This is a genomic window from Ruegeria sp. BG3 (assembly GCF_056538485.1).
In genome coordinates this window covers 260,924-282,904 of sequence record NZ_JBQFTE010000002.1, presented here as the reverse complement: position 1 = coordinate 282,904, position 21,981 = coordinate 260,924, and the positions used below count along the sequence as shown (strand labels likewise).

The window sequence follows — 21,981 nt, the reverse complement described above, 5'->3', positions numbered from 1 at the left end:
CGATCTAAGCCAAAACGAAAAACAGCGCCGCTTTCGGCGCTGTTTTTTTGGTCAGGCTGCGGGTTTGCGACGGGGGCGCCGGCGCTTGCTTTGCCCTGGTTTCGCGCCTCCGTTCGCCGGTCTCGGCTTGAAACGCCGGTTGTTCTGGCGACGCCCGCCACGTTCCGCCTCGACAGGTTCCGGCTGAGTGCCGCTGGCAACGGGGATGTCGATCTTCATCAGCCTCTGGATCTGACGCAGCAGGTCGACCTCTTCCGCCGAGCAGAACGCAATTGCCTCACCCTCGCGACCGGCGCGGGCCGTGCGGCCAATGCGGTGGACATAGTTGTCGGGCACCTCGGGCAGGTCGTAGTTGATCACATAGGCCACACCGGGAATGTCGATCCCTCGCGCGGCGACATCGGTTGCCACCAGCACGTTGATCTCTCCCGCGCGGAATGCCTTGATGGCGCGGTCACGCTGTCCCTGGCTTTTGTTGCCGTGGATCGAGGCGGCGTTGTAACCATCGGCGACCAACCCCTTCATTAGCTTCTCGGCCCCGTGTTTGGTGCGTGAGAAGACAAGGGTCAGTGCGTCGGTGTCCCGCGACAGAATCTCACGCAGTTTGCCGGGCTTCTCAGGCTTGGTGACGAAGTGAACCGATTGCGTGATCTTGTCCGCCGCTTTACCTGGAGGAGAGACCTGCACCCGCTGCGGATTAGTCAGGTAAGCGCGGCTGATCTCTTCCATCTGCTTTGGCATCGTGGCCGAGAACAGCATAGTCTGACGTGGTGTGCCCAGAGCAGGTGCGATTTTGCGCAACGCGTGGATGAAGCCCAGATCCAGCATCTGATCGGCTTCGTCCAGTACAAGGTGGCGAACCGAGCCGAGGTCGACAGCCTTCCGCTCCATCAGGTCGATCAGACGCCCCGGTGTGGCCACCAGAATATCTGTGCCGCGACCCAGAAAGGCGATCTGTTTGTTGATGGACTGACCACCCACAACAGTTGCTACGCGCAGTTTGGTCTTTCCGGTCAGAACCCGCAGGCTGTCGGCAATCTGGTTCACAAGTTCGCGCGTGGGCGCAAGGATCAATGCCTTGGCCGTTTTTGGCGCAGGTTTGCCGGGTTGCTTCAGCAGGTGATCAATCAACGGCAGGCCAAAGGCCAGCGTTTTGCCAGTACCGGTCTGCGCCAGCCCCAGAATGTCATGCCCGTTCAGAGCCAGCGGGATCGCTTGGTTCTGGATCGGAGTGGGCTGTGAAAAATTCGCACTCTTCAGTGCATCGTTGAGCGCTGGTGCAAGGCCCAGCATATCGAAGTCGAACAATATTTATCCTTTGCCGCCCGCAGCATTCGCCAACGGGCAAGTCGTGATGGGCCGCATTCGCGACCGGTAGGGTCAAGCGAGACCTCGGGACAGACAGGCGGTTCCTGCTCTATCTGGTCGTCGCGTTAAGAACCCTGCGTGATGGGGAACTGGAGAAATCTGTGGCGCTGTGGGGCAGATAGTGCCCGCCGAGGCTCACGCGTCAGCGCTGGTCAGAGGCACATGATGCGTGGCGACTGAAATGTCAAGGCTTGTGATTGATGGTTCCTTGGTCGCGCGAAAACCCTGATCCGACTTACCGGATCAGGGCATGGTAGGTTTAGGTGCGAAGATCCCCCGCATGGGCGATGCTATCGCGATTGTCTTCTACGAATTTCAGCATATGACCCATTGAGTATGTGCCGTCATCTTCTGCGCCAAGTTCTTTCCACGGCTTAAAGTCGTGGGTCGAGCAAACCAGGCTTTCCGGGTCAAGGTACAGAAGCCGCAGCAACACCGTCGCGACGATCGTCCCGCCCACCGGCCCAAGTCGACCGCTATGACCTTCAGCCTCTTGCAGACAGTAGTACCACAGCGGTGTTTTGGTGACGCCGTGGTCTGACAGCTCAGGCGGAGCGGCAAGTTCGGACACATGCATCTTGCGCGCCATTTGCTGACCTGAGGCGAGCTCCAACGTGAGGCGGTCGCGCAGCAGGTTGCGCAAGGGAAGTTTGCGGTTCTGATCTTCGGTCATTGTGGCGCCGCCGATATCGGCCGTGCCGCTGATGAAGGGGAGCGCGAAAATGGATTGCGCCATTTTGCGCCCAATGGGTCGCGCACGCGCGTCAGCAGTTTGACCTGGATAGTCGAACAATTTCTCGAAGTGAATGTTCAGGTCTGACGGTCGGAAAGAGAACTCCGGCCGTCCTAGCTTGAACAGGTCGAAATCCAGATTGTCATGATTGAGCTGGTATTTGGACTGCACTGTGGCGTGTCCGAAGCGGTAAGCAGCGCCGGAGAACTCTATCGGCATAACCGGGGAATCATCTTTGAAAGGTTTCGGAAGTGTCCCACCTTCGAGATGATCGCGCACATGTTTCAGAATGTCGGCGTCGACGAACGCCTGAAGCAAATCACGGGCCACGAGATACTGATAGTGCAGCCGACAAACTCGGCGCGCAACCAGGAAAGGCTCCTCGCTTTTCTTGAATGCATGCATGGCTGCCGCTGAAATGCCGGACAAGGCTTTGCGCGCCATGCCACTGTCTGCCTCCAAGGCTGTCATGACGATGTTGTGTAGGCAAATGAAAGCGCCCTGCAATTGCGATACGATCTGGTTCTCGTCGTTACGAGGGTCGCCAATCAGCGCCGTGCCTTGCTTGGTTCGGGCAAGATCGAGATGATTGTCAGCGTTGCCAAAAAGAAGGAACCCGTGATGGTCAGGGTGATAGAGGTGCGGCGATGCTTCGGGGCCATCGCCGTAAACGCAATCGAGGTCCAATGTCGGGGTGCGGATATTACGAATGGTGGCTGGATCAATAACTGTCCCAATGGCCGAGGTCGCGTCCAGCGTTACATCGTGGTCGACGAATTGACCGAAGAAGGTCATACCGGCGGCGACGTCATGCCCTTGTGGGTCATTGGCATCTTTCATAGAGTCGACTGCTGCATCAAATGCGGCGAGGACATCAGCGGTATCGAAGGGCTCACCGCCTGGGGCGATGCCTGAGAGAGGGTTGCGATGCCCAATTCGTCCAAACGTATCCGGCAGCGGCGGGCGTGGGGTATCTGCGCATTCTTTTACCAGCGTTTCATATCGGCTGAGCCCATGGGGTTGGCGTGACATAACTACTCCAAAAAATAAACAACTTCGTTCTAGGTTGAATCATGCTCACAAAATGATGAGCATAATGGCCAAAATAGCATAAATGAGGATCAATTTCCTTCTTTTTCTCAAAACAGGAAACGAAATTGGGAAATAAGTCTGTGTTTAATCTGCATATGCGAGCTGTATTGGTGGGGTTTTTCTGTCGATAGGGTGGTTCGCGCAGGAGGGCGCTCGCAAAAGGTTGTAAAAAATTTAATTTAAAGAACGGCTTAGTTGTTGCAGCCCGTTGCTGTCTAACTTGACACTACGCACTTAGTCTCGTAAAGGTTGTGCCATGCTAGAAGAAGTGGGCAACGGTCCCGGGGCAACCCGGTGGCCGTTTTTTCGTTTCTCTCGTGCGGGGAAAACTCACGCATGAGGTCACAGGCAAACATGACTTTGATTACCCCGGAAGAGCGGATTTCCCAGACGGCTGACTTGTTGCAGTCGCTCGAGAGGTCCATTCGCGATCTGCGCCATGCAGCGGAAGAACTGCGCCAGCAGATCGGAGCCGGGGAGGATGCAGACCTTGCCGGAACAGGCAAGCAACTCGGCCAGCTAGAGGGGCTGATCCGCAGTTGCCAGAAAGTGGAGACAAGCTTTGTCGAACAACATCACAGACAAGCCGGAATTGCCCAAGGGGGCTACGCGCTCGACCTTGACCGAGCTCGGTTTGAGGTCGGGTGCAGGCTGGCTCGCCTCCGCACCTGTTGCGGTGCAGGACAGATTTCTGAGTGAGATCGGGGAGGGGGGGCTTTGCGCCCTCCCTTTCCTTTTCGAGTTCTGGGCGCTGCCGCACCAGTTGCCGCCCGAAGGCGACTGGCGGTCCTGGGTGATCATGGGCGGGCGTGGGGCGGGCAAGACGCGCGCGGGGTCTGAATGGGTGCGTTTGATGGTCGAAGGGTCCAAGCCGTTGGACAAAGGCGCGGCGTCTCGCGTGGCATTGGTGGGTGAGACCTTTGATCAGGTGCGTGATGTGATGATTTTTGGCGATAGCGGCATTTTGCAGTGTTCGCCGCCGGATCGTCGGCCCACATGGAAAGCCTCGGAACGCAAGCTGATCTGGCCCAACGGAGCTGAGGCGCAGGCATTTTCGGCGCATGATCCCGAGGGGTTGCGCGGCCCTCAGTTCGATGCGGCCTGGGTGGATGAGTTGGCTAAATGGAAGAAAGCCGGTGAGACCTGGGATATGCTGCAATTCGCTTTGCGATTGGGCGATCAGCCTCGGGTTTGTGTGACGACCACGCCGCGCAATGTGAAGGTTCTGAAAGAGTTGCTGGCGTCTCCATCCACCGTTCAAACCCACGCGCCGACCGAGGCGAACCGTGCCAATCTGGCCGCGTCCTTCCTTGCAGAGGTGCGCGCACGCTACGCAGGCACGCGGCTGGGGCGGCAGGAGTTGGATGGGGTGCTATTGTCAGATGCCGAGGGGGCGTTGTGGACGGGCTCGATGTTGGAGGCGGCGCGTTGCGCGCATCTGCCCGAACTGGATCGGATGGTCGTAGCGCTGGACCCGGCGGTAACGGCGGGATCGGATGCGGACGCCTGTGGGATCGTGGTCGCGGGCGCACAGCTACAAGGCCCGCCGGAGGAGTGGCGCGCCTATGTGCTGGCCGACCGGACGGTGCAGGGCGTCGGCCCTGCGGGCTGGGCACAGGCGGCAATTGACGCGATGGATGAATTTGGGGCCGAGCGGTTGGTGGCCGAGGTCAATCAGGGCGGGCAACTGGTTGAAGAGGTCGTGCGGCAGGTGGACCCTCTGGTCCCGTTCCGTGCGGTGCGGGCGTCACGCGGCAAGGTCGCTCGGGCCGAGCCTGTAGCGGCTTTGTACGAGCAGGGGCGGGTGCGCCATGTGATTGGCTTGGACGCGCTGGAAGAGCAAATGTGTCAGATGACCGCGCGCGGTTTCGAAGGGCAGGGCTCGCCAGACCGCGTCGACGCGCTGGTCTGGGCTCTGCATGAGTTGATTGTGGGGCCTGCGGGAATGTATCGGCGGCCAAGGGTGCGGAGTTTGTGAGCTCTAAGAAGTGCGCTTGCCAAAAACCACATTTTGCATAGCGGACTGATCGCGTGTTGGAAGCACTCAGGTTTAGGACATCGGCTTCCCTTGGCTCCAACTATCCTCATATTCACCGAGCAATCGGGACAACGCCAACAGCGAAGAAAACAGCCTTGCATAGACATCCGGCGACATCATTGTTTTGTAGTCATCAAGCACCTGAACAAGATTTACTACACTTGAGGCAAACGCCTCGTAGACGTGTTTGTCGGCAGCGGTAGGTTCATTTGTCCAGATATCTTGCGCATCGTAGTAGATTGGCGGGACAGGGTCATTTTCATTCATCGTGTGGCCTCTTGCATTCGAAGCGCACGTGGGGGGCATATGAGACGCTAACAACATCTCTGGCATGAATTCAAAAGACTTTGGCCGCGACTGAAAAGGAATTTGGTTCAAACTTCGACGATCGGCCAATTCTTACAATTGGCCATGTTGGACTCGGGCAAGGTTCGCCCGACCACGTCAACACACTGGTCTATGCGTTGCATGAGTTGGTTGTGGGGTCTGCGAGGGCGTATCGGCGGCCTCGGGCGCGAGGCCTTTAGTTATTGCTCACCAGTTTTCTCGAATTTGGCAAACGCTCCTGCGTAGTCGGGGTGCCAGCGAGAGAGTGGAGGGCGGTTTTCGGTAATGTCTTGAATAGCCCATTGTGCTCGACGTCGGTCGCGTGTCTCGTCGACATCGTTGTCCGGGCAAAGGATATAGAAATCACCATTGGCCATTCGATTGAACAAGTAATCAACCGTTTGTTCACTGGTCCACGCCGCGGGCGGTTTTTCCGGGAGGAAAGGCGCAATCATACCAGTGTATGTAAAACCTGGCACAAACAAGTGAACAGAAATTGGCGCTCCGGCTTCTCGCAACTCATGAGCCAATTGTTCGCTGAGCACTTTGACCGCGGCCTTGGTGACATTATAGCCGGGGTTGCCCGGCGGTGTTGTAATACCCTGTTTCGAGCCGGTATTTATGACTAAAGCAGGGCGGTTCGCTTCGACCATGCGAGGCACAAAGGCCTGCACACCTCGTAGAACGCCGAAAAAATTCACCTGCAAAAGCCGCTGCCAGTTTTCCATTTCCGACCAAGCGGTTGTCGGCAGACTAATCCCCGCGTTGTTCATCAAAGCAGCAATTGGACCGATCTCAAATGCGAGATCGGCAAGTCTGTTTACCTCTTCATCTGATGTCACATCAGTCGGTATGCCTTCAACAGGCGCGTTAGCGGAGGCCAATTGACGTGCTTCTTGAACTGTTGCGTCAAGTTGTGCTCCGGGTAGATCTGCCAGAACGACGCCCAGACCCGCCTGCGCAAACCGTAGTGCCGCAGCACCTCCGACCCCACTTGCTGCCCCGGTAACGACCGCGACGCCACCATTTTTCACTGCCTCGTTGAACATATTGCGTTCCTTCCCGATCCATGAAACTGCGCAAATTTGAAATGGTAGTCCAAAAGTAAAAAGGTTGTCTCAATAGAGTATCGGTCTGGTCACCAATTCTGTCTACTACTCAGACCACAGATGATTTTGGGTGCTTGTGTTGCTCACCCTACGCGCGCTCCATTCCCAAGGTTTAAACTTCTCACCGTCATAACTCCTTTCAACAAGCCGGGCAGAGCGGCGGCAGAAAGGAGCACAGATGGTATTCGATTTCTTGCGTCGTGGATCGGCTGGCAAGGCACCCGAGGCGAAGGCGAGCGCAGCAGGCCCCGTCGTGGCTTGGCAGACGGGCGGGCGCGTGGCGTGGAGCCCTCGGGACGCGGTGTCGCTGACGCGGACGGGATTTTCGGGGAACCCGGTAGGGTTCCGCTCGGTCAAGCTGATTGCTGAGGCGGCGGCGGCCCTGCCTCTAGTTCTTCAGGATCAGGCGCAGCGCTATGATGCGCATCAGATCCTGTCCCTCATGCGCCGTCCGAATGCGGCGCAGGGGCGGGCAGAGTTGATGGAGGCTCTGTTCGGGCAGTTGCTGCTGTCGGGCAATGCCTATGTTGAGGCTGTCCAGACTGATGAAAGCTTGCCGGTTGAGCTGCATGTTTTGCGCTCGGATCGCATGAGCGTCGTGCCGGGCGCGGATGGCTGGCCTAAGGCGTATGACTATGCGGTAGGTGGCAAGAAGCACCAGTTTGCAGCAGAAAACATCTGCCATATCAAGTCGTTCCATCCGCAGGATGATCACTATGGATTCTCGCCGATGCAGGCGGCGGCGATGGCGATTGATGTGCATAACAGCGCGTCTCGCTGGTCTAAATCGCTGCTCGACAACGCGGCGCGGCCTTCGGGGGCTTTGGTCTGGAAGGGTGATGGCCACGGGGTGATGGCCGAGGATCAGTTTCGGCGTTTGTCGGATGAGATCGAGCAGAACTATCGCGGGGCGCGCAATGCGGGTCGTCCGATGGTTCTGGAAGGGGGGCTGGATTGGAAGCCGATGGGGTTCTCTCCGTCCGACATGGAGTTTCAAAAGACCAAGGAAGCCGCCGCCCGCGAAATCGCGCTGGCCTTTGGGGTCCCGCCGATGCTGCTGGGAATCCAGGGAGACGCGACCTATTCGAACTATCAGGAGGCCAACCGGGCGTTCTATCGCCTGACCGTGCTGCCTCTGGTGACGCGGGTGGCGGCGGCGGTGTCGGAATGGCTGGCGGGCTTTACCGGCGAGGATCTGATGTTGAAACCCGATCTGGATCAGGTGCCCGCGCTGTCGGCGGAACGCGATGCGCAATGGGCACGGGTTAACGGAGCCGATTTCCTGACGGATGCTGAAAAGCGGGCCTTGCTGGGCCTGCCGGAGCGTGCGGATGTCTGACGGGTATCCTCCGTTCGAATGCGCGCCGGGCCTGCGTCTGGCCGCGCATGAACGGGTGGCCGAGATCCAGCATGCGCATCTGTGCAGGCGACTGGATCAGATCGAAGAGATGATGGAGCGGCTGGAGCGCCGGTTGTGGCTGACGGTCTATGGCGTGGTCGCGGTGATCCTGGCGCAGGCGTTTCAATCCATCTTGGTGGTAACGCCATGAGTTCAGTAAGTTACATGGAGAAGTTCATGGATTTAGAGCATAAATTTGCCCAGTTCGGAGACGGGTTGTCCGTCACCGATGACGCCGTGATCGAAGGCTATGCCAGCCTGTTCGGACAGGTCGATCAGGGCAGCGATGTAGTGCAGCGCGGGGCGTATCGCGGCTCGCTCGACGGGCTGGCAAAGGCTGGGCAGCGGGTAAAGATGCTGTGGCAGCACGATCCGGCGCAGCCCATCGGTGTCTGGGACGAGGTACGCGAGGACGACCGGGGTCTTTGGGTCAAAGGGCGTCTGCTGGAGGCTACGCAAAAGGGCCGTGAGGCGGCGGAACTGATCCGAGCGGGCGCGATGGATGGCCTGTCGATCGGCTATCGCACCAAGCGGGCCGTGAAGAATGACAAGGGCCAGCGGGTCCTGACGGAACTGGAGCTTTGGGAAGTGTCCTTGGTGACGTTCCCGATGCTGCCCAGTGCGCGGGTGGCGGCAAAGGGCCTGGACCCTGAGGCCGAGAACACCTGGCGCAATATTGCCGAGGTGTTCGATGACGCCCGGCAGGAGCTGGCGCGGACCTAGCGCGCCTCAAAACCCACCCAAAAAAGGAAGTGCTGATGAGCAAGACCGAAACCCCGGCCTTGACCGGAGAGGGTGCGCCCCTGGTTCAGGAGGTGAAGCAGGCGATGGCTGGCTTTGTGAATGAATTCAAGGGCCTCAAGGCTGAAGTTAAAACCCAACTACAACAGACAGAAGAGCGACTGACTATGCTGGATCGTAAATCAACCATCGCGGCGCGCCCGCATCTTGCGGCCTCGATCGAGGACGGCGCACCACATCAGAAGGCCTTTGACGCCTATGTGCGTTCGGGCGAGGATGACGGGCTGCGCGGGCTTGAAATCGAAGCCAAATCGCTGTCGAGTGCGGTGAACAGCGATGGCGGCTATCTGGTTGATCCGCAGACCGCCGAGACGATCAAATCGGTCCTGAACTCGACCGCTTCGATCCGCTCGATTGCGTCGGTGGTGAATGTCGAGGCGAACTCGTTCGACGTTTTGATCGACCATACCGATGTGGGCGCGGGTTGGGCCGACGAGGCCTCGGCGACGACCGAGACCGCGACGCCGTCCATCGACCGCATCTCGATCCCGCTGCACGAGCTGAGCGCATTGCCCAAGGCCTCGCAACGTCTGCTGGATGACAGTGCCTTTGATGTCGAGGGCTGGCTGGCTGGCCGTATCGCCGACAAATTCGCCCGCGCCGAGGCGGCTGCGTTTATCGGTGGTGACGGGGCGGACAAGCCCAAGGGTATTCTGGACCACCCGGCTGTCGATAACGATGTCTGGGCCTGGGGCAATCTGGGCTACGTTGCGACCGGCACGGCGGGTGGCGTCGATGCGGACGCGATCGTGGATGTTGTCTATGCGCTAGGCGCGCAGTACCGCGTGAACGGCACCTTCGTGATGAACTCGAAAACTGCTGGTCTGATCCGCAAGTTGAAGGACAGCGACGGCCGCTTCCTGTGGTCGGATGGTCTGGCCGCGGGTGAACCTGCGCGTCTGATGGGCTATCCGGTGCTGATTGCCGAGGATATGCCGGATGCGGCGACCGACAGCTTCTCGATTGCCTTTGGCGATTTCCAGGCAGGTTACACCATTGCCGAACGTCCCGATCTGCGCGTGTTGCGCGATCCGTTCAGCGCCAAGCCGCATGTCCTGTTCTACGCGACCAAGCGCGTTGGCGGCGACGTAAGCGACTTTGCTGCGATCAAGCTCGTGAAATTCGGCACCGCCTAAAGCGGGCTGAATCCGGGGGGCCTTAGGGCCCTTCGGGCGGCGGGCGCGGGCCGGGGTGAGATCCCCCGCGTTGTCTAGCTGCTCCCCTCCGTCCGAGCAACGTGGGGCGGCGCGTGCCCGTCATTTTCAAGGATACGGCCCCGGAGGGGTCCGAGATTGCGGAGTGAATGGATGATGTTGATCGAAGAAACCGCCATCGCGGATGCGGCGCTGCCGGTGGATCAGTTCAAGGCGCATCTGCGGCTGGGCACGGGGTTCGCCGAGGGTGATACGCAGGATGAGGTTCTGACCGGTTTTCTGCGTGCAGCGATTGCAGCGATCGAGGCGCGCACTGGCAAGGTGCTGATCGAGCGCGAGTTTTCGTGGAGCCTGAACGGCTGGCGCGATCCGGAAAGCGAAACTCTGCCGGTGGCCCCGGTGGTTTCAGTTGGTGCTGTGACGCTGACGGATGCGCTGGGCGCTGAGACCGCGGCAGACAGTGCGACGTACCGGTTGGAGCGGGATGCGCAGCGCCCTCGGGTGCGGCCGGCGGGGTCTTGTTTGCCGAAAATCCAGACCGGCGGATCGGTAAAGATCGCCTTCACAGCGGGCATGGCCGCAGATTGGGGCGGATTGCCTGCCGATCTGGGACAGGCGGTGCTGCTGTTGGCGGCGCATTACTACGAATATCGCGACGAAACAGCCTTGGGCGCTGGGTGCATGCCCTTCGGTGTGACCAGCCTGATTCAACGCTATCGCACGGTGCGCTTCGGCGCTGGGGTGATGCAATGAACGCGCCTCGACTGAACCGCAAGCTGGAGCTGGAGGCACCGGTTCGCAGCGCTGACGGCGCTGGGGGCTATACCGAAACCTGGGCCGCTTTGGGCTCGCTCTGGGCCGAGGTGACGGCGCGCAACGGAGCTGAGCGGGCGGTCGGTGGGGCTTCGGTTTCGCGCGTTGGCTACCGGATCGTTGTGCGGGGCGCGCCTGAAGGGTCGAGCATGCGGCCCGCTCCGGACCAGCGGTTCCGCGAAGGGGCCCGCCGGTTCGTGATCCGCGCTGTGGCCGAGCGGGACCCGCGGGGCCAGTACCTGACCTGTTTTGCAGATGAAGAGGTGGCGGCATGAGCTACGGCGTTTCAGCCGCTTTACAGGCGGCGGTGTTTCAACAGCTGTCAAGCGATGCACAGGTCAGCACGCTGTCGAGTGGGGCGATCTATGACGCGGTACCTGCGGGGACCATGCCGCAAACCTACGTGACTTTGGGCCCGGAAGAGGTGCGAGAGGCCTCGGACCGCGCAAACGCGGGGGCTGTGCATCGCTTCACGGTCTCGGTGGTGTCCGAGGCAGCAGGCTTTGGCGCGGCCAAGACGCTGGCCGGTGCGGTTTGTGACGCGCTGGAAGGTGCCGCGCTGAGTTTGGACCGGGGCCATCTGGTGGGGCTGTGGTTCGAACGGGCCAGCGCCCGACGCACGGGAACTGGCGGTGCGATCCGCCAGATCGATCTGAGATTCCGCGCTCGCGTGGAAGACGACTAAGCAATCAACGGAGAGAGCATATGGCTGCCCAGAACGGAAAAGACCTGTTGGTCAAAGTGGATATGAACGGCACGGGCCTTTTTGAGACCATCGCGGGCCTGCGCGCCACGCGGATCAGTTTCAACGCGGAAAGCGTCGATGTTACCAGCCTGGAAAGTCAGGGCGGGTGGCGCGAGCTACTGTCAGGGGCGGGGGTCAAGTCGGCCTCGATCTCGGGCTCGGGGGTGTTCAAGGACGAAGGCACGGATGAACGGGCGCGTCAGCTGTTCTTTGACGGCGAGACACCCAGTTTTCAGGTGATCATCCCTGATTTCGGCATCGTCGAAGGCCCGTTTCAGGTCAGCAGCATCGAATATGCGGGCTCGCATAACGGTGAGGCGACCTATGAGATGAGCATGGCAAGCGCCGGTGCGCTGAGCTTCACGGCGCTCTGATGGCCAATCCGTGGACGGGCGAGGTGGCTTTGACCATCGATGGGGAGCAGCGGGTGCTCAAGCTGACATTGGGTGCCTTGGCGGAATTGGAACAGGAACTGGGGGCCGGGTCTCTGGTCGAATTGGTGCAGCGGTTCGAAGGCGGTGCGTATTCCAGCGGCGACGTGCTGGCGCTGTTGGTAGCGGGTCTACGCGGCGGCGGCGCGGCGGTCACACGCGATGACCTGCTGCATGCCGAAATCGCTGGTGGACCGATGGCGGGCGCCAAAGCGGCGGCCGAATTGCTGGCCCGCGCCTTCATGGTGCCGGAGCAGTGAGCGGGTTCGACTGGCCCGCGCTGATGCGGTCCGGGATCCTCGGCCTGCGGCTGACGCCAGATCAGTTCTGGCGTCTGACCCCGGCCGAGTTGCGGCTGATGCTGGGGCAGGTCGCGGGGATGCCTGCGATGAACCGGAAGGGACTCGACGCTTTGCTGTCGGCCCATCCGGACAAGGAAAAAGGAGAGCGTGATGACGGATCGTGAAGGTTTTGACGACCTGCAGGAACGGGGCGAGGCGCTGGGCGGTGCGCTGGGTGACGCAGCGAGTATGGCAGCAGCGTTTGATGGTCACTTGCAGCGGGTCAGGGCCGCCTTTGAAGAGACTGGTAAGGACGTTGCCACTTTGGAACGGGGCCTGTCCGGTGGTTTGCGCAAGGCGTTTGACGGCGTGGTGCTGGACGGGATGAACCTGTCGGATGCGCTGGATGTGCTGAAGAACTCGATGATCCGCACGGCGTATTCGGCGGCGATCAAGCCGGTGACGGATCATTTTGGCGGCATGCTGGCCAATGGGGTTGGCAGTCTGGTGCAGGGCATTCTGCCCTTTGCTGATGGCGACAGCTTCAGCCAGGGCCGGGTGATGCCTTTTGCCAATGGCGGCGTGGTCAGCAGCCCGACGATGTTTCCGATGCGGGGCGGCACTGGACTGATGGGTGAGGCAGGGCCCGAGGCGATCATGCCTCTAGCGCGCGGCGCGGACGGAAAGCTAGGCGTCCGGACGCAGGGCGGCGGGCGTGCCGTGAATGTGGTGATGAATATCTCCACGCCCGATGTGCAGGCGTTCCGCCGGTCGCAAGGCCAGATCGCGGCGCAGATGAGCCGCGCCTTGGGTCGCGGCAATCGCAATAGATAAGGGGAGCAGAAGATGAATTTCCACGAGGTGAGATTTCCCGCCAGCCTGAGCTTCGGCTCGGTCGGTGGACCCGAGAGGCGCACGGATATCGTGACGCTGGCCAACGGGTTTGAAGAACGCAACACGCCCTGGGCGCATTCGCGCAGGCGCTATGACGCCGGGCTGGGAATGCGGTCGCTTGATGACATCGAAACAATGATATCATTCTTCGAGGCACGTCAGGGCCAGATGTACGGGTTCCGATGGAAGGACTGGTCGGACTATAAGTCCGGCTCGGCCACGGCCGAGGTCGATCACGGCGATCAGGTTATCGCGCGCGGCGACGGAGAACGCACCGAGTTCCAGCTGGTGAAAACTTACAGCTCGGGCGGGGTCAGCTATGTGCGACCGATCACCAAACCCGTCCTCGGTACGGTGCGTTTGGGTCTGGATCAGGATGCCATGCGCGAAGGTGTCGACTATGAGGTTGATCTGGCCCGTGGGGTGGTCACATTCGTGGCCCCTCCGCCCGAGCAAGTCGAGATCACGGCGGGGTTCGAGTTTGACGTGCCGGTGCGTTTCGACACCGACAAGATCCAGACCAGCGTGGCCAGCTTTCAGGCCGGGGATGTGCCAAATGTTCCCGTGGTCGAGGTGCGCGTCTGATGAGCGGGGATACTCAGGCATTGCAGGCCCATCTGCAAAGCGGTCTGACCACGGTCTGCCGCTGCTGGGCGATCACCCGCAAGGATGGTCAGGTCTTTGGTTTCACTGATCATGATATGGAGCTGCGGTTCGACGGGCTGACCTTTCGGGCCAGCACCGGCCTGACCGCAGCCGCCATCGAACAGGCCACCGGGCTGTCGATCGACAATTCCGAGGCGATGGGCGCGCTGTCCGATGCCTCGGTCCGTGAGGATGATATTGAGGCCGGTCGCTTCGACGGGGCCGAGGTGCGCGCCTGGCTGGTCAATTGGGCTGCGCCCGAGCAGCGTGTGCTGCAGTTTCGCGGCTCGATTGGTGAATTGCGCCGAGCGGGTGGAGCCTTTCACGCAGAGCTGCGCGGGCTGACCGATCTGCTGAACCGCCCGCTGGGACGGATCTATCAAAAGCCCTGCACAGCCGTCTTGGGGGATTCCGCGTGCCGATTTGCCGTAAGCCAGCCCGGCTATCAGGTCGAGGCTGAGATCTCCGGTTTTGACGGTGGAACGTCGTTGCGGCTGCGTGGTGGGACCTCCTCCGACGAAGCCTGGTTTGAACGGGGACGGTTGGATGTGACCTCGGGCTCGGCAAATGGGCTTTGGGGGTCGATCAAGCAGGACCGTCGGACGGAAGACGGGCGCGAGATCACCCTTTGGGCCAGCATCGGGGGTGGATTGGCCGTTGGAGACCGGGTGCGCCTGACCGCTGGCTGCGACAAGCGGATGGAGACCTGTCGGTTGAAATTCAACAATTTTCTGAACTTTCAGGGCTTTCCGGATCTTCCGGGCGAAGACTGGGTGATGGCTGTGCCCAAGAAAGGCAACGCGAATACAGGCGGTAGCAGACGATGACGAAATGCAAGCAAGAGATCGTGGACACCGCACGCGCGTGGCTGGGCACGCCCTATGTGCATCAGGCCTCGGTTCGCGGGGCGGGGACGGATTGTCTGGGCCTGCTGCGCGGCGTGTGGCGCGAGGTGATCGGGCACGAACCCGAGGCGGTTCCCGTCTACAGTATGGACTGGTCCGAACCGCAGGGTGAAGAACGCATGTGGGCAGCTGCGCGCAGGCACCTGAGCGAAAAGCCCTCAGCCGAAATGGTCGCCGGAGATGTGCTGCTGTTCCGGATGCGGGACAGCGGCGTTGCAAAACATCTGGGCATTGTCAGCAGCATCGGCGAGGTGCCGCGCTTCATCCATGCCTATTCCGGACATGGCGTTGTCGAAAACGCCCTAAGCGACCCCTGGCGCCGCCGGGTGGTCGCCTGTTTTGAATTCCCGTTGGAGGGTCGCTGATGGCTACTATTCTTCTTTCCGCAGCAGGGGCTGCGCTGGGCGGCTCGATCGGCGGTACGGTGGCCGGTCTGTCCACCGCCATTGTCGGTCGAGCGGTCGGGGCCACGCTGGGCCGCGTGATCGACCAACGCATGATGAGCCAATCGGTCATGGGCAGCGGCAGCGAAGTGGTCGAGACCGGCCGCATGGACCGTTTCCGCCTGACCGAAACAGCCGAGGGCGCCCCCGTGGCCACGGTCTTTGGCCGTATGCGCGTGGGCGGTCAGGTGATCTGGGCCTCGGACTTTCTGGAGACCCGATCCACAAGCACGCAATCCTCGGGCGGGGGCGGCAAGGGCTCACCGAAACCGCCCAAGGTGACGACAACGACCTACAGCTACTCGATCTCTCTTGCGATTGCGGTTGGCGCGGGCGAGATCGCCGATGTCACGCGCGTCTGGGCCGATGGCGAGGAGCAGGAGCGCGCGAGCCTGAATATCCGTGTCTATCACGGGACGCGGGATCAACTCCCCGATCCCTTGATCGAAGCCGTCGAAGGCACCGGCAATGTCCCGGCCTATCGCGGTACGGCCTATGTGGTGATCGAAGATTTCCAACTGGCGTCCTTTGGCAACCGGGTGCCTCAGTTCTCGTTCGAAGTGGTGCGCCCCACACAGCCGGAAATGCCGGATCATGTGTCCGCGCTGGGCCAGATCGTCAAGGGCGTGGCCCTGATGCCGGGCACTGGTGAATATGCGCTGGCCAGCACTCAGGTGAACTATTCGCAAGGACGCGGGCGCAGTTGGGCGGCCAATGTAAACTCGGCCTCAGGCGAGGCGGATCTGGTCACCTCGACCAAAGCGCTGGCGCGTGAGCTGCCGGGCTGTGAGGCGGCATCCCTGATCGTGTCGTGGTTCGGGAATGACCTGCGCTGCGGAGACTGTCAGATCACGCCCAAGGTGGTGCGGGATGACATAGATGGTGTGAACATGCCGTGGGTCGTGTCGGGCTTGCGGCGCCATACGGCCGAGGTGGTCCAGCATCAGGATGACCGGCCTGTCTACGGTGGCACGCCGGCGGATGGTGCGGTTGTGCAGGCGATCCAGCATCTGAAGGAGACCGGCAAGGATGTGATGTTCTACCCGTTCATCCTGATGGATCAATTGCAGCAGAACGGCTTGCCCGATCCCTGGTCGGATGAAGAGCAACCGCATCTGCCGTGGCGCGGGCGGATCACGCTAGACGTGGCTCCGGGGCGCGACGGGTCGCCGAACCAGACAGCTGCCGCCGACGCGCAAGTCGCCGCGTTTTTCGGGGCGGCTCAGCTCAGCGATTTTGGCATCAGCGCGGGGCAGGTGACTTATTCTGGTCCGGACGAATGGGGGCTGCGGCGCTTTATCCTGCACTATGCCACCCTCTGCCAGATTGCAGGTGGCGTAAGTTCCTTTTGTATCAGTTCGGAAATGCGCGGCCTGACGCAAATTCGCGGAGAAAACGGCTTTCCTGCCGTCGAGCAGCTGCGCCAGTTAGCTGCGGACGTTCGGCAAATTCTCGGGCCGGATACCAAGATCGGCTATGCAGCGGATTGGAGCGAATATTTCGGCTATCAACCCGCGGGGAAAGGAGACAGGTTCTTTCACCTCGATCCTCTTTGGGCGGATGACAATATCGACTTCGTCGGTATCGACAACTACATGCCTCTGTCCGATTGGCGCGATGGAGAAGACCATCAGGATGCCGATGCCGGGTCGATTTACAATCTGGACTACCTGCGCGCCAATGTCGAAGGTGGCGAAGGCTATGACTGGTATTACGCCTCGCCCGAGGAGGCCGAGGCGCAGATTCGCACTCCGATCGAAGACAGCACCCATGATGAGCCCTGGATCTGGCGCTACAAGGACCTGCGCAACTGGTGGTCGAACTGGCATCACGAACGGATTGATGGCGTGCGCCAGAATGATCCGACCGATTGGGTGCCGGGGTCCAAGCCGATCTGGTTCACCGAACTCGGCTGCGCTGCCGTGGACAAAGGTACCAACCAGCCGAATAAGTTCCTCGACCCCAAATCTTCTGAATCGAGCCTGCCGCCACATTCCAACGGCCTCAGGGATGACTTCATTCAAGTGCAATATCTGACGGCAACGCTGGGCTACTGGTCCGAGCCGCAGAACAACCCGATATCCGAGATCTATGACGGCCCGATGCTGGACCTCTCCAACGCCTATGTCTGGGCCTGGGACGCGCGCCCTTATCCCACCTTTCCGAACCTGCGAAGCCAATGGGACGACGGCGAAAACTATGCCCGAGGGCATTGGCTGAACGGTCGATCCGGCGCGCGCACGCTGGCCTCGGTGGTGACCGAGATCTGCCATGGGGCAGGGGTCACGGACATTGACGTCTCGCAGCTCTATGGCGTGGTCCGGGGCTACGCGGTCGAGGACGTCTCGGACGCACGTTCGGCGTTGCAACCGTTGATGTTGCGCTATGGGTTTGACGCGATCGAACGGGACGGTGTCCTGCGGTTCCAGACACGTGATGGCTTTGGCGCTGTGGCGCTGGACCCGGATCATCTGGCTGTCAGCTCCGATCTCGACGGCACCGTGGAATACCGCCGTGAGGCCGAGGCCGAGATGACCGGACGTGTTCGCCTGCGCTTTGTTCAATCGGATGCCGATCATGATCTGGTCGCGGAAGAGGCCGTTCTGCCCGACGCGCAGACCCATTCGGTTGCGGTCAATGAGATGCCCCTGTCCATGACCCGTGCCGAGGGTCGCCAGACCGCCGAACGCTGGCTCAGCGAGGCGCGTGTGTCCCGTGACACCGCCCGGTTTGCCTTGCCCCCGTCCATGTTGCATCTGGGCGCCGGAGACGTGGTGCGCCTGTCTGAACAGGATGGCAGTGCGCTCTACCGTATCGACCGGTTGGAGAAAGCCGACCTGCAACTGGCCGAGGCGGTGCGGATCGAACGTGGCGTCTACACGGCCAACGGATTGCAGGATGACCCGGTCGCGATCCGGCCCTTCGTCGCCCCTGTACCCGTCGTGCCGGTGTTCATGGACCTGCCGCTGTTGACGGGGACAGAGGCTCCGCACGCGCCCTATCTGGCCGTATCGGCCGATCCTTGGCCCGGTAGTGTCGCGGTACACGCTTCTGCCAGGGATGAGGACTATGCGCTGCGCGACGTCATTTCGGACCAGGCGGTGATGGGCTTTACGGAAACGCCGCTGCATCGCGCCTCTGCCGGGATCTGGGATGAGGGCGCGCCTCTGCGGGTCAAGCTGATTGATGGCATTCTGGAATCCCGTCCGCGTACATCCCTGCTGAACGGGGCGAATCTGGCGGCCATCGGTGACGGAACACCGGGCAATTGGGAGGTGTTTCAGTTTTCTGACGCCGCTCTGCAAGAGCCGGGCGTCTATGCCCTGTCCGGCCGTCTGCGTGGTCAGCTGGGAACGGACGCCCTGATGCCCGACGTCTGGCCCGAAGGATCAACTTTCGTCCTGCTGGACGAACGCGTTGCGCAGACCAGCCTGTTGCCAAGCGAACGGCGCGTGGCCCGGCACTTTCGGATCGGCCCGGCCTCGCGCGGGTATGACGACCCATCCTACGAGTATATGGTTGAGGCTTTCGACGGGAACGGCTTGCGCCCCTATGCGCCGGTGCATGTGTCTGTGCAGACCAAGTCGGATGAGGATGCGTTCAGTTGGATCAGGCGCACGCGGATCGAAGGGGATGACTGGGCGGGTCTGGATGTCCCACTGGGCGAGGAAAGCGAGTCCTACCTCATCCGTGTCCGGGCCAACGGTGCCTTAGTCCGCGAAGAAATCGTGGCCGAGCCGCGCTGGGCCTATACCGCAGCCGCGAAGTCCGCCGGTGGTTTGACAGGTGGGTATGCGGTCGAGATCGCGCAAATCTCGGCCATATACGGCGCCGGTCCGGCGGCGCGCATTCAGGTCGCGTAGGACTTATGCGCCCCGTCCTCCACGGAGATGTCAGCGCCGCGGCACGTGCCTTGTTGGCCGTGCCGGAGCGCAGCCGCCGAAAACTCTGTATCAAGATGGTGGCAGAGGCCGAACTGGCCGACCGCCATGTCCAGCGCACTGGGCGGATGCATCCCGTCTATGGCAATGGATCATTGATGACAGCCGCCCGCACTCGGGTGCTGGCGGATGAACCGGACTTTGACGATCCGACCTATTGCCAGTGTTTTGAAATGGTTTTGCGTCAGTTGATACGGCATCAGACCCGGCGCGCTTTGGGCTGACTGTCTACATTACCAAGAGGCGCAATACCCCTCTCGGAACACATTCATTTTGGTTAAGTTACAGATCACGGGTTTGCGTTTGGCGTTTTTGCCACTAAATGGCATGCTAGGCGCAGCAAAGGATCAAAGCCATGTTTGAAAAGCGCAGCCACGTGACCCCCGTCGACCCGGTCTGGAACCGGATCACGACCGAGGCCCATACCGCCGTTGAGCAAGAGCCCCTGATGGGCGGGCTGGTGCATGCCTGTATTCTGCATCACCGCAGTCTTGAGCGGGCATTGTCGTATCGAGTGGCGGCCAAGCTGTGTTCGAACGAGATGTCGATGATGGTCCTGCGTGAGATCGTGGACGAGGCCTACGCCGACGACCCAAGCTTGATTGAGGCCGCGCGCGCCGACCTGATGGCCGTTTACGAACGCGACCCGGCCTGCCACCGCCTGCTGCAGCCAATCCTTTATTTCAAAGGTTATCAGGCAATGCAGGCCTATCGCGTGGCCCATTGGTTGTGGCGCAAGGGACGGCATGATCTGGCCTATTTCTTCCAGATGCGGTCGTCTGAGATTTTCGGCATCGACATTCACCCCGCCGCCAGGATCGGCAAAGGGATCATGATCGACCACGCCCATTCCATCGTGATTGGTGAGACTGCTGTGGTTGGTGACAATGTCTCGATGCTGCATTCTGTGACGTTGGGTGGGACCGGCAAGGAAGAAGAGCAGCGCCACCCAAAGATCGGTGATGGAGTTCTGATCGGTGCCGGGGCCAAGGTTCTTGGCAACATTGAGGTCGGCCATTGCAGCCGGATCGCCGCCGGATCGGTGGTGCTACAAGAGGTTCCCGCCTGCAAGACAGTTGCCGGCATCCCGGCCAAGATCGTGGGCGAGGCGGGGTGCGATCAGCCCTCGATCTCGATGGACCACATGCTGGGCAAGGACCAGTAAACCTCAGTTTGAGCGGTTGTTCTTTCTGTTCAACCGCTCCTGCCGTCTTTGTTCCCTGCGTTCCTTACGCTCGTCGATGCGTTGCTGGCGCTCAGCCTTTTGCTGGGCGATGACGGCTGGATCACTGGATTTGAACCTGGAGTTTTCGCCCGGATAACTGTTGGGTTTTGCCAGCGCCGTGTCAGCCGCAGTTGCGGACGCGGCAACGACAAGCAATATCTTGGGTAAATTAAAAAAGCGCATGGGCCACCTTTGGTTTTCAAAACCGTCTGGTTCAAAGGTGGGAGAGCGAAGTTGCGGAAGCAACCTTTGGGGCTATCACGCATGCTCACATCGTGGTCGTGATCGTGAGAGCACCCGCCGAGGTCGGACCCCGGCGAGTAGAGTTTTTTCAGGCCAGCATGACCATCGGATTTTCCAGGTTTTCGACGATGGCTTGCAGCAACTGTGCCCCAAGCGCGCCGTCGATGACCCGGTGATCCACCGACATCGTGACGGACATCACTGTGGCGACTGTCAGCTCGCCGTCGTCGCCGACAACTGGCTTCTTCAGGCCAGTGCCGACTGCAAGAATACCTGCATGCGGTGGGTTCACGATGGCGTCGAAATTGTCGATGCCGAACATGCCGAGGTTCGAGACCGCAAAGGTGCCGCCCTGATATTCATGCGGAGCCAGCTTGCGTTCGCGCGCGCGCCCGGCAAGGTCCTTCATCTCGGTCGACAGCGCCGACAGAGACTTGGTGTCGGCATCCTGAAGGACCGGAGTGAACAGACCGCCTTCAATAGCGACCGCAACGGCCACGTCCGACGGTTTCAGCTGTAGCACCCGGTCGCCCGCCCAGACGGCGTTGCACTCGGGAACCTGCTGCAGCGCGTTGGCGACAGCTTTGATGATGAAGTCATTGACGCTGAGCTTTACGCCACGGCCTTCCAACTGCTTGTTCAACTGGCTGCGGAACTTAAGGAGCGCGTCCAGTTTGATATCGCGGCGCAGGTAGAAATGCGGGATGGTCTGCTTGGCTTCGGACAGGCGCGCGGCAATGGTCTTGCGCATGCCGTCGAGCTTGATTTCCTCGTAGTCGCGAGTTTCGTACATCTTGGCTACTGCATCTGCCGATGGGCCAGCCGGTGCCGCCGCTGCGGGCGCGGCTGCTGCGGCAGGCGCAGGAGCGGCTGCTGCTGGTGCTGCGGTTGCGCTTTCCACATCCGCTTTGACGATGCGACCATGCGGGCCGGAGCCGGTGATTTGTGCCAGATCGAGGCCCTTTTGCGCCGCGATGCGACGGGCCAGCGGTGAGGCGAAGATACGACCACCATCGGCTTTGGCAGGCGATGCCGGGGCAGGGGAGGGCGCCTCTGATGCCGCTGGCGCGGCGACCTCGTTACTCGCGGCGGCCGCAGGTGCAGCCGCTGGGGCCGCGGCCGGTGCTGTGCCAATATCATCGGCACTTTCGCCATCTTCCAGCAGAACTGCGATGGCTGTGTTGACCTTAACCCCTTCGGAGCCTTCCGGGATCAGGATCTTGCCGATGGTGCCTTCGTCGACAGCCTCGAACTCCATCGTGGCCTTGTCGGTTTCGATCTCGGCCAGCAGGTCGCCGGAGGAGACGGTGTCGCCCTCTTTGACCAGCCATTTGGCAAGGGTGCCTTCTTCCATGGTCGGAGACAGGGCGGGCATTAGGATTTCGGTGGGCATT

The 21,981-nt window shown here is 60.8% G+C and carries 25 protein-coding genes; 19 read left to right on the top strand and 6 right to left on the bottom strand.

The genetic code is table 11. From position 1 onward, the window contains the following. Positions 1 to 51: 51 nt before the first annotated feature. Both ACR0AI_RS05010 and ACR0AI_RS05005 read right to left on the bottom strand, forming a co-directional pair. On the bottom strand, positions 52 to 1,308 hold the full coding sequence (locus ACR0AI_RS05010) for a DEAD/DEAH box helicase (RefSeq protein ID WP_480672061.1): 1,257 nt from the start codon (positions 1,306 to 1,308) through the stop codon (positions 52 to 54). Positions 1,309 to 1,627: 319 nt separating this feature from the next. Further along, positions 1,628 to 3,133, bottom strand: coding sequence for a peroxidase family protein (locus tag ACR0AI_RS05005; RefSeq protein WP_480672059.1), 1,506 nt, complete (start codon positions 3,131 to 3,133; stop codon positions 1,628 to 1,630). A gap of 414 nt (positions 3,134 to 3,547) precedes the next feature. Between ACR0AI_RS05005 and ACR0AI_RS05000 the strand changes: the two genes are divergently transcribed. Together ACR0AI_RS05000 and ACR0AI_RS04995 are read left to right on the top strand one after the other, a co-directional pair. Beyond that, positions 3,548 to 3,892: a hypothetical protein gene (locus ACR0AI_RS05000; protein ID WP_170466153.1), complete on the top strand. Its 345-nt coding sequence runs from the start codon at positions 3,548 to 3,550 to the stop codon at positions 3,890 to 3,892. Beyond that, positions 3,870 to 5,171, top strand: coding sequence for a DNA-packaging protein (locus ACR0AI_RS04995; protein WP_480672056.1), 1,302 nt, complete (start codon positions 3,870 to 3,872; stop codon positions 5,169 to 5,171). The genes ACR0AI_RS05000 and ACR0AI_RS04995 overlap by 23 nt, the downstream gene beginning before the upstream one ends. A gap of 72 nt (positions 5,172 to 5,243) precedes the next feature. On the opposite strand, the gene ACR0AI_RS04990 is transcribed toward ACR0AI_RS04995, so the two are convergent. Next, positions 5,244 to 5,498, bottom strand: coding sequence for a hypothetical protein (locus ACR0AI_RS04990; RefSeq protein WP_480672054.1), 255 nt, complete (start codon positions 5,496 to 5,498; stop codon positions 5,244 to 5,246). A 260-nt stretch (positions 5,499 to 5,758) separates the two neighbouring features. Beyond that, positions 5,759 to 6,607: an SDR family NAD(P)-dependent oxidoreductase gene (locus ACR0AI_RS04985; RefSeq protein WP_480672052.1), complete on the bottom strand. Its 849-nt coding sequence runs from the start codon at positions 6,605 to 6,607 to the stop codon at positions 5,759 to 5,761. Positions 6,608 to 6,845: 238 nt separating this feature from the next. Between ACR0AI_RS04985 and ACR0AI_RS04980 the strand changes: the two genes are divergently transcribed. From ACR0AI_RS04980 to cysE, 17 genes are all read left to right on the top strand, one after another. Then, positions 6,846 to 8,006: a phage portal protein gene (locus tag ACR0AI_RS04980; protein WP_480672050.1), complete on the top strand. Its 1,161-nt coding sequence runs from the start codon at positions 6,846 to 6,848 to the stop codon at positions 8,004 to 8,006. Next, entirely contained in the window at positions 7,999 to 8,217 is a 219-nt protein-coding gene (locus tag ACR0AI_RS04975) for a GTA head formation protein, RCAP_rcc01685 family (RefSeq protein WP_170458832.1), read from the top strand. The genes ACR0AI_RS04980 and ACR0AI_RS04975 overlap by 8 nt, the downstream gene beginning before the upstream one ends. Before the next feature lie 14 nt (positions 8,218 to 8,231). Next, entirely contained in the window at positions 8,232 to 8,789 is a 558-nt protein-coding gene (locus tag ACR0AI_RS04970; RefSeq protein WP_480672375.1) for an HK97 family phage prohead protease, read from the top strand. Between the two features lie 35 nt (positions 8,790 to 8,824). Then, positions 8,825 to 10,003 carry a phage major capsid protein gene (locus tag ACR0AI_RS04965; RefSeq protein WP_480672048.1) on the top strand — a complete coding sequence of 393 codons (1,179 nt, stop codon included), beginning with the start codon at positions 8,825 to 8,827 and terminating at the stop codon, positions 10,001 to 10,003. A 171-nt stretch (positions 10,004 to 10,174) separates the two neighbouring features. Continuing rightward, on the top strand, positions 10,175 to 10,774 hold the full coding sequence (locus tag ACR0AI_RS04960) for a head-tail connector protein (RefSeq protein WP_480672046.1): 600 nt from the start codon (positions 10,175 to 10,177) through the stop codon (positions 10,772 to 10,774). Then, the gene (locus tag ACR0AI_RS04955; RefSeq protein ID WP_480672044.1) at positions 10,771 to 11,109 is read left to right on the top strand and encodes a phage head closure protein; all 339 of its coding nucleotides are present in this window, start codon (positions 10,771 to 10,773) and stop codon (positions 11,107 to 11,109) included. The genes ACR0AI_RS04960 and ACR0AI_RS04955 overlap by 4 nt, the downstream gene beginning before the upstream one ends. Beyond that, positions 11,106 to 11,519, top strand: coding sequence for a DUF3168 domain-containing protein (locus ACR0AI_RS04950; RefSeq protein WP_480672042.1), 414 nt, complete (start codon positions 11,106 to 11,108; stop codon positions 11,517 to 11,519). The genes ACR0AI_RS04955 and ACR0AI_RS04950 overlap by 4 nt, the downstream gene beginning before the upstream one ends. A gap of 20 nt (positions 11,520 to 11,539) precedes the next feature. After that, complete coding sequence (locus ACR0AI_RS04945; RefSeq protein WP_480672040.1) at positions 11,540 to 11,953, top strand: phage major tail protein, TP901-1 family; 414 nt, start codon at positions 11,540 to 11,542, stop codon at positions 11,951 to 11,953. Next, a complete protein-coding gene (locus tag ACR0AI_RS04940; RefSeq protein ID WP_480672038.1) occupies positions 11,953 to 12,270 on the top strand; it encodes a gene transfer agent family protein in 318 nt (105 codons plus the stop codon). Before ACR0AI_RS04945 ends, ACR0AI_RS04940 begins: the two co-directional genes overlap by 1 nt. Further along, on the top strand, positions 12,267 to 12,476 hold the full coding sequence (locus ACR0AI_RS04935; protein ID WP_480672036.1) for a rcc01693 family protein: 210 nt from the start codon (positions 12,267 to 12,269) through the stop codon (positions 12,474 to 12,476). The genes ACR0AI_RS04940 and ACR0AI_RS04935 overlap by 4 nt, the downstream gene beginning before the upstream one ends. Next, positions 12,463 to 13,125: a phage tail tape measure protein gene (locus tag ACR0AI_RS04930; protein WP_480672034.1), complete on the top strand. Its 663-nt coding sequence runs from the start codon at positions 12,463 to 12,465 to the stop codon at positions 13,123 to 13,125. Before ACR0AI_RS04935 ends, ACR0AI_RS04930 begins: the two co-directional genes overlap by 14 nt. 12 nt (positions 13,126 to 13,137) lie before the next feature. Continuing rightward, positions 13,138 to 13,770, top strand: coding sequence for a phage distal tail protein, Rcc01695 family (locus tag ACR0AI_RS04925; protein WP_480672032.1), 633 nt, complete (start codon positions 13,138 to 13,140; stop codon positions 13,768 to 13,770). Beyond that, the gene (locus ACR0AI_RS04920; RefSeq protein WP_480672030.1) at positions 13,770 to 14,657 is read left to right on the top strand and encodes a DUF2163 domain-containing protein; all 888 of its coding nucleotides are present in this window, start codon (positions 13,770 to 13,772) and stop codon (positions 14,655 to 14,657) included. Before ACR0AI_RS04925 ends, ACR0AI_RS04920 begins: the two co-directional genes overlap by 1 nt. Continuing rightward, on the top strand, positions 14,654 to 15,100 hold the full coding sequence (locus ACR0AI_RS04915) for an NlpC/P60 family protein (protein WP_480672028.1): 447 nt from the start codon (positions 14,654 to 14,656) through the stop codon (positions 15,098 to 15,100). The genes ACR0AI_RS04920 and ACR0AI_RS04915 overlap by 4 nt, the downstream gene beginning before the upstream one ends. Continuing rightward, positions 15,100 to 19,041: a baseplate multidomain protein megatron gene (locus tag ACR0AI_RS04910; RefSeq protein ID WP_480672026.1), complete on the top strand. Its 3,942-nt coding sequence runs from the start codon at positions 15,100 to 15,102 to the stop codon at positions 19,039 to 19,041. The genes ACR0AI_RS04915 and ACR0AI_RS04910 overlap by 1 nt, the downstream gene beginning before the upstream one ends. A gap of 5 nt (positions 19,042 to 19,046) precedes the next feature. Continuing rightward, positions 19,047 to 19,343, top strand: coding sequence for a DUF7742 family protein (locus tag ACR0AI_RS04905; RefSeq protein ID WP_480672024.1), 297 nt, complete (start codon positions 19,047 to 19,049; stop codon positions 19,341 to 19,343). 131 nt (positions 19,344 to 19,474) lie between these two features. Then, complete coding sequence (gene cysE / locus ACR0AI_RS04900) at positions 19,475 to 20,284, top strand: serine O-acetyltransferase (protein ID WP_170374012.1); 810 nt, start codon at positions 19,475 to 19,477, stop codon at positions 20,282 to 20,284. 3 nt (positions 20,285 to 20,287) lie between these two features. Here cysE and ACR0AI_RS04895 read toward each other — a convergent pair whose 3' ends face one another. Both ACR0AI_RS04895 and ACR0AI_RS04890 read right to left on the bottom strand, forming a co-directional pair. After that, positions 20,288 to 20,527, bottom strand: a complete 240-nt coding sequence (locus tag ACR0AI_RS04895) for a hypothetical protein (protein ID WP_480672022.1) — start codon at positions 20,525 to 20,527, stop codon at positions 20,288 to 20,290. A gap of 148 nt (positions 20,528 to 20,675) precedes the next feature. After that, positions 20,676 to 21,980, bottom strand: coding sequence for a pyruvate dehydrogenase complex dihydrolipoamide acetyltransferase (locus ACR0AI_RS04890; RefSeq protein ID WP_480672020.1), 1,305 nt, complete (start codon positions 21,978 to 21,980; stop codon positions 20,676 to 20,678). Position 21,981 lies beyond the last annotated feature (1 nt).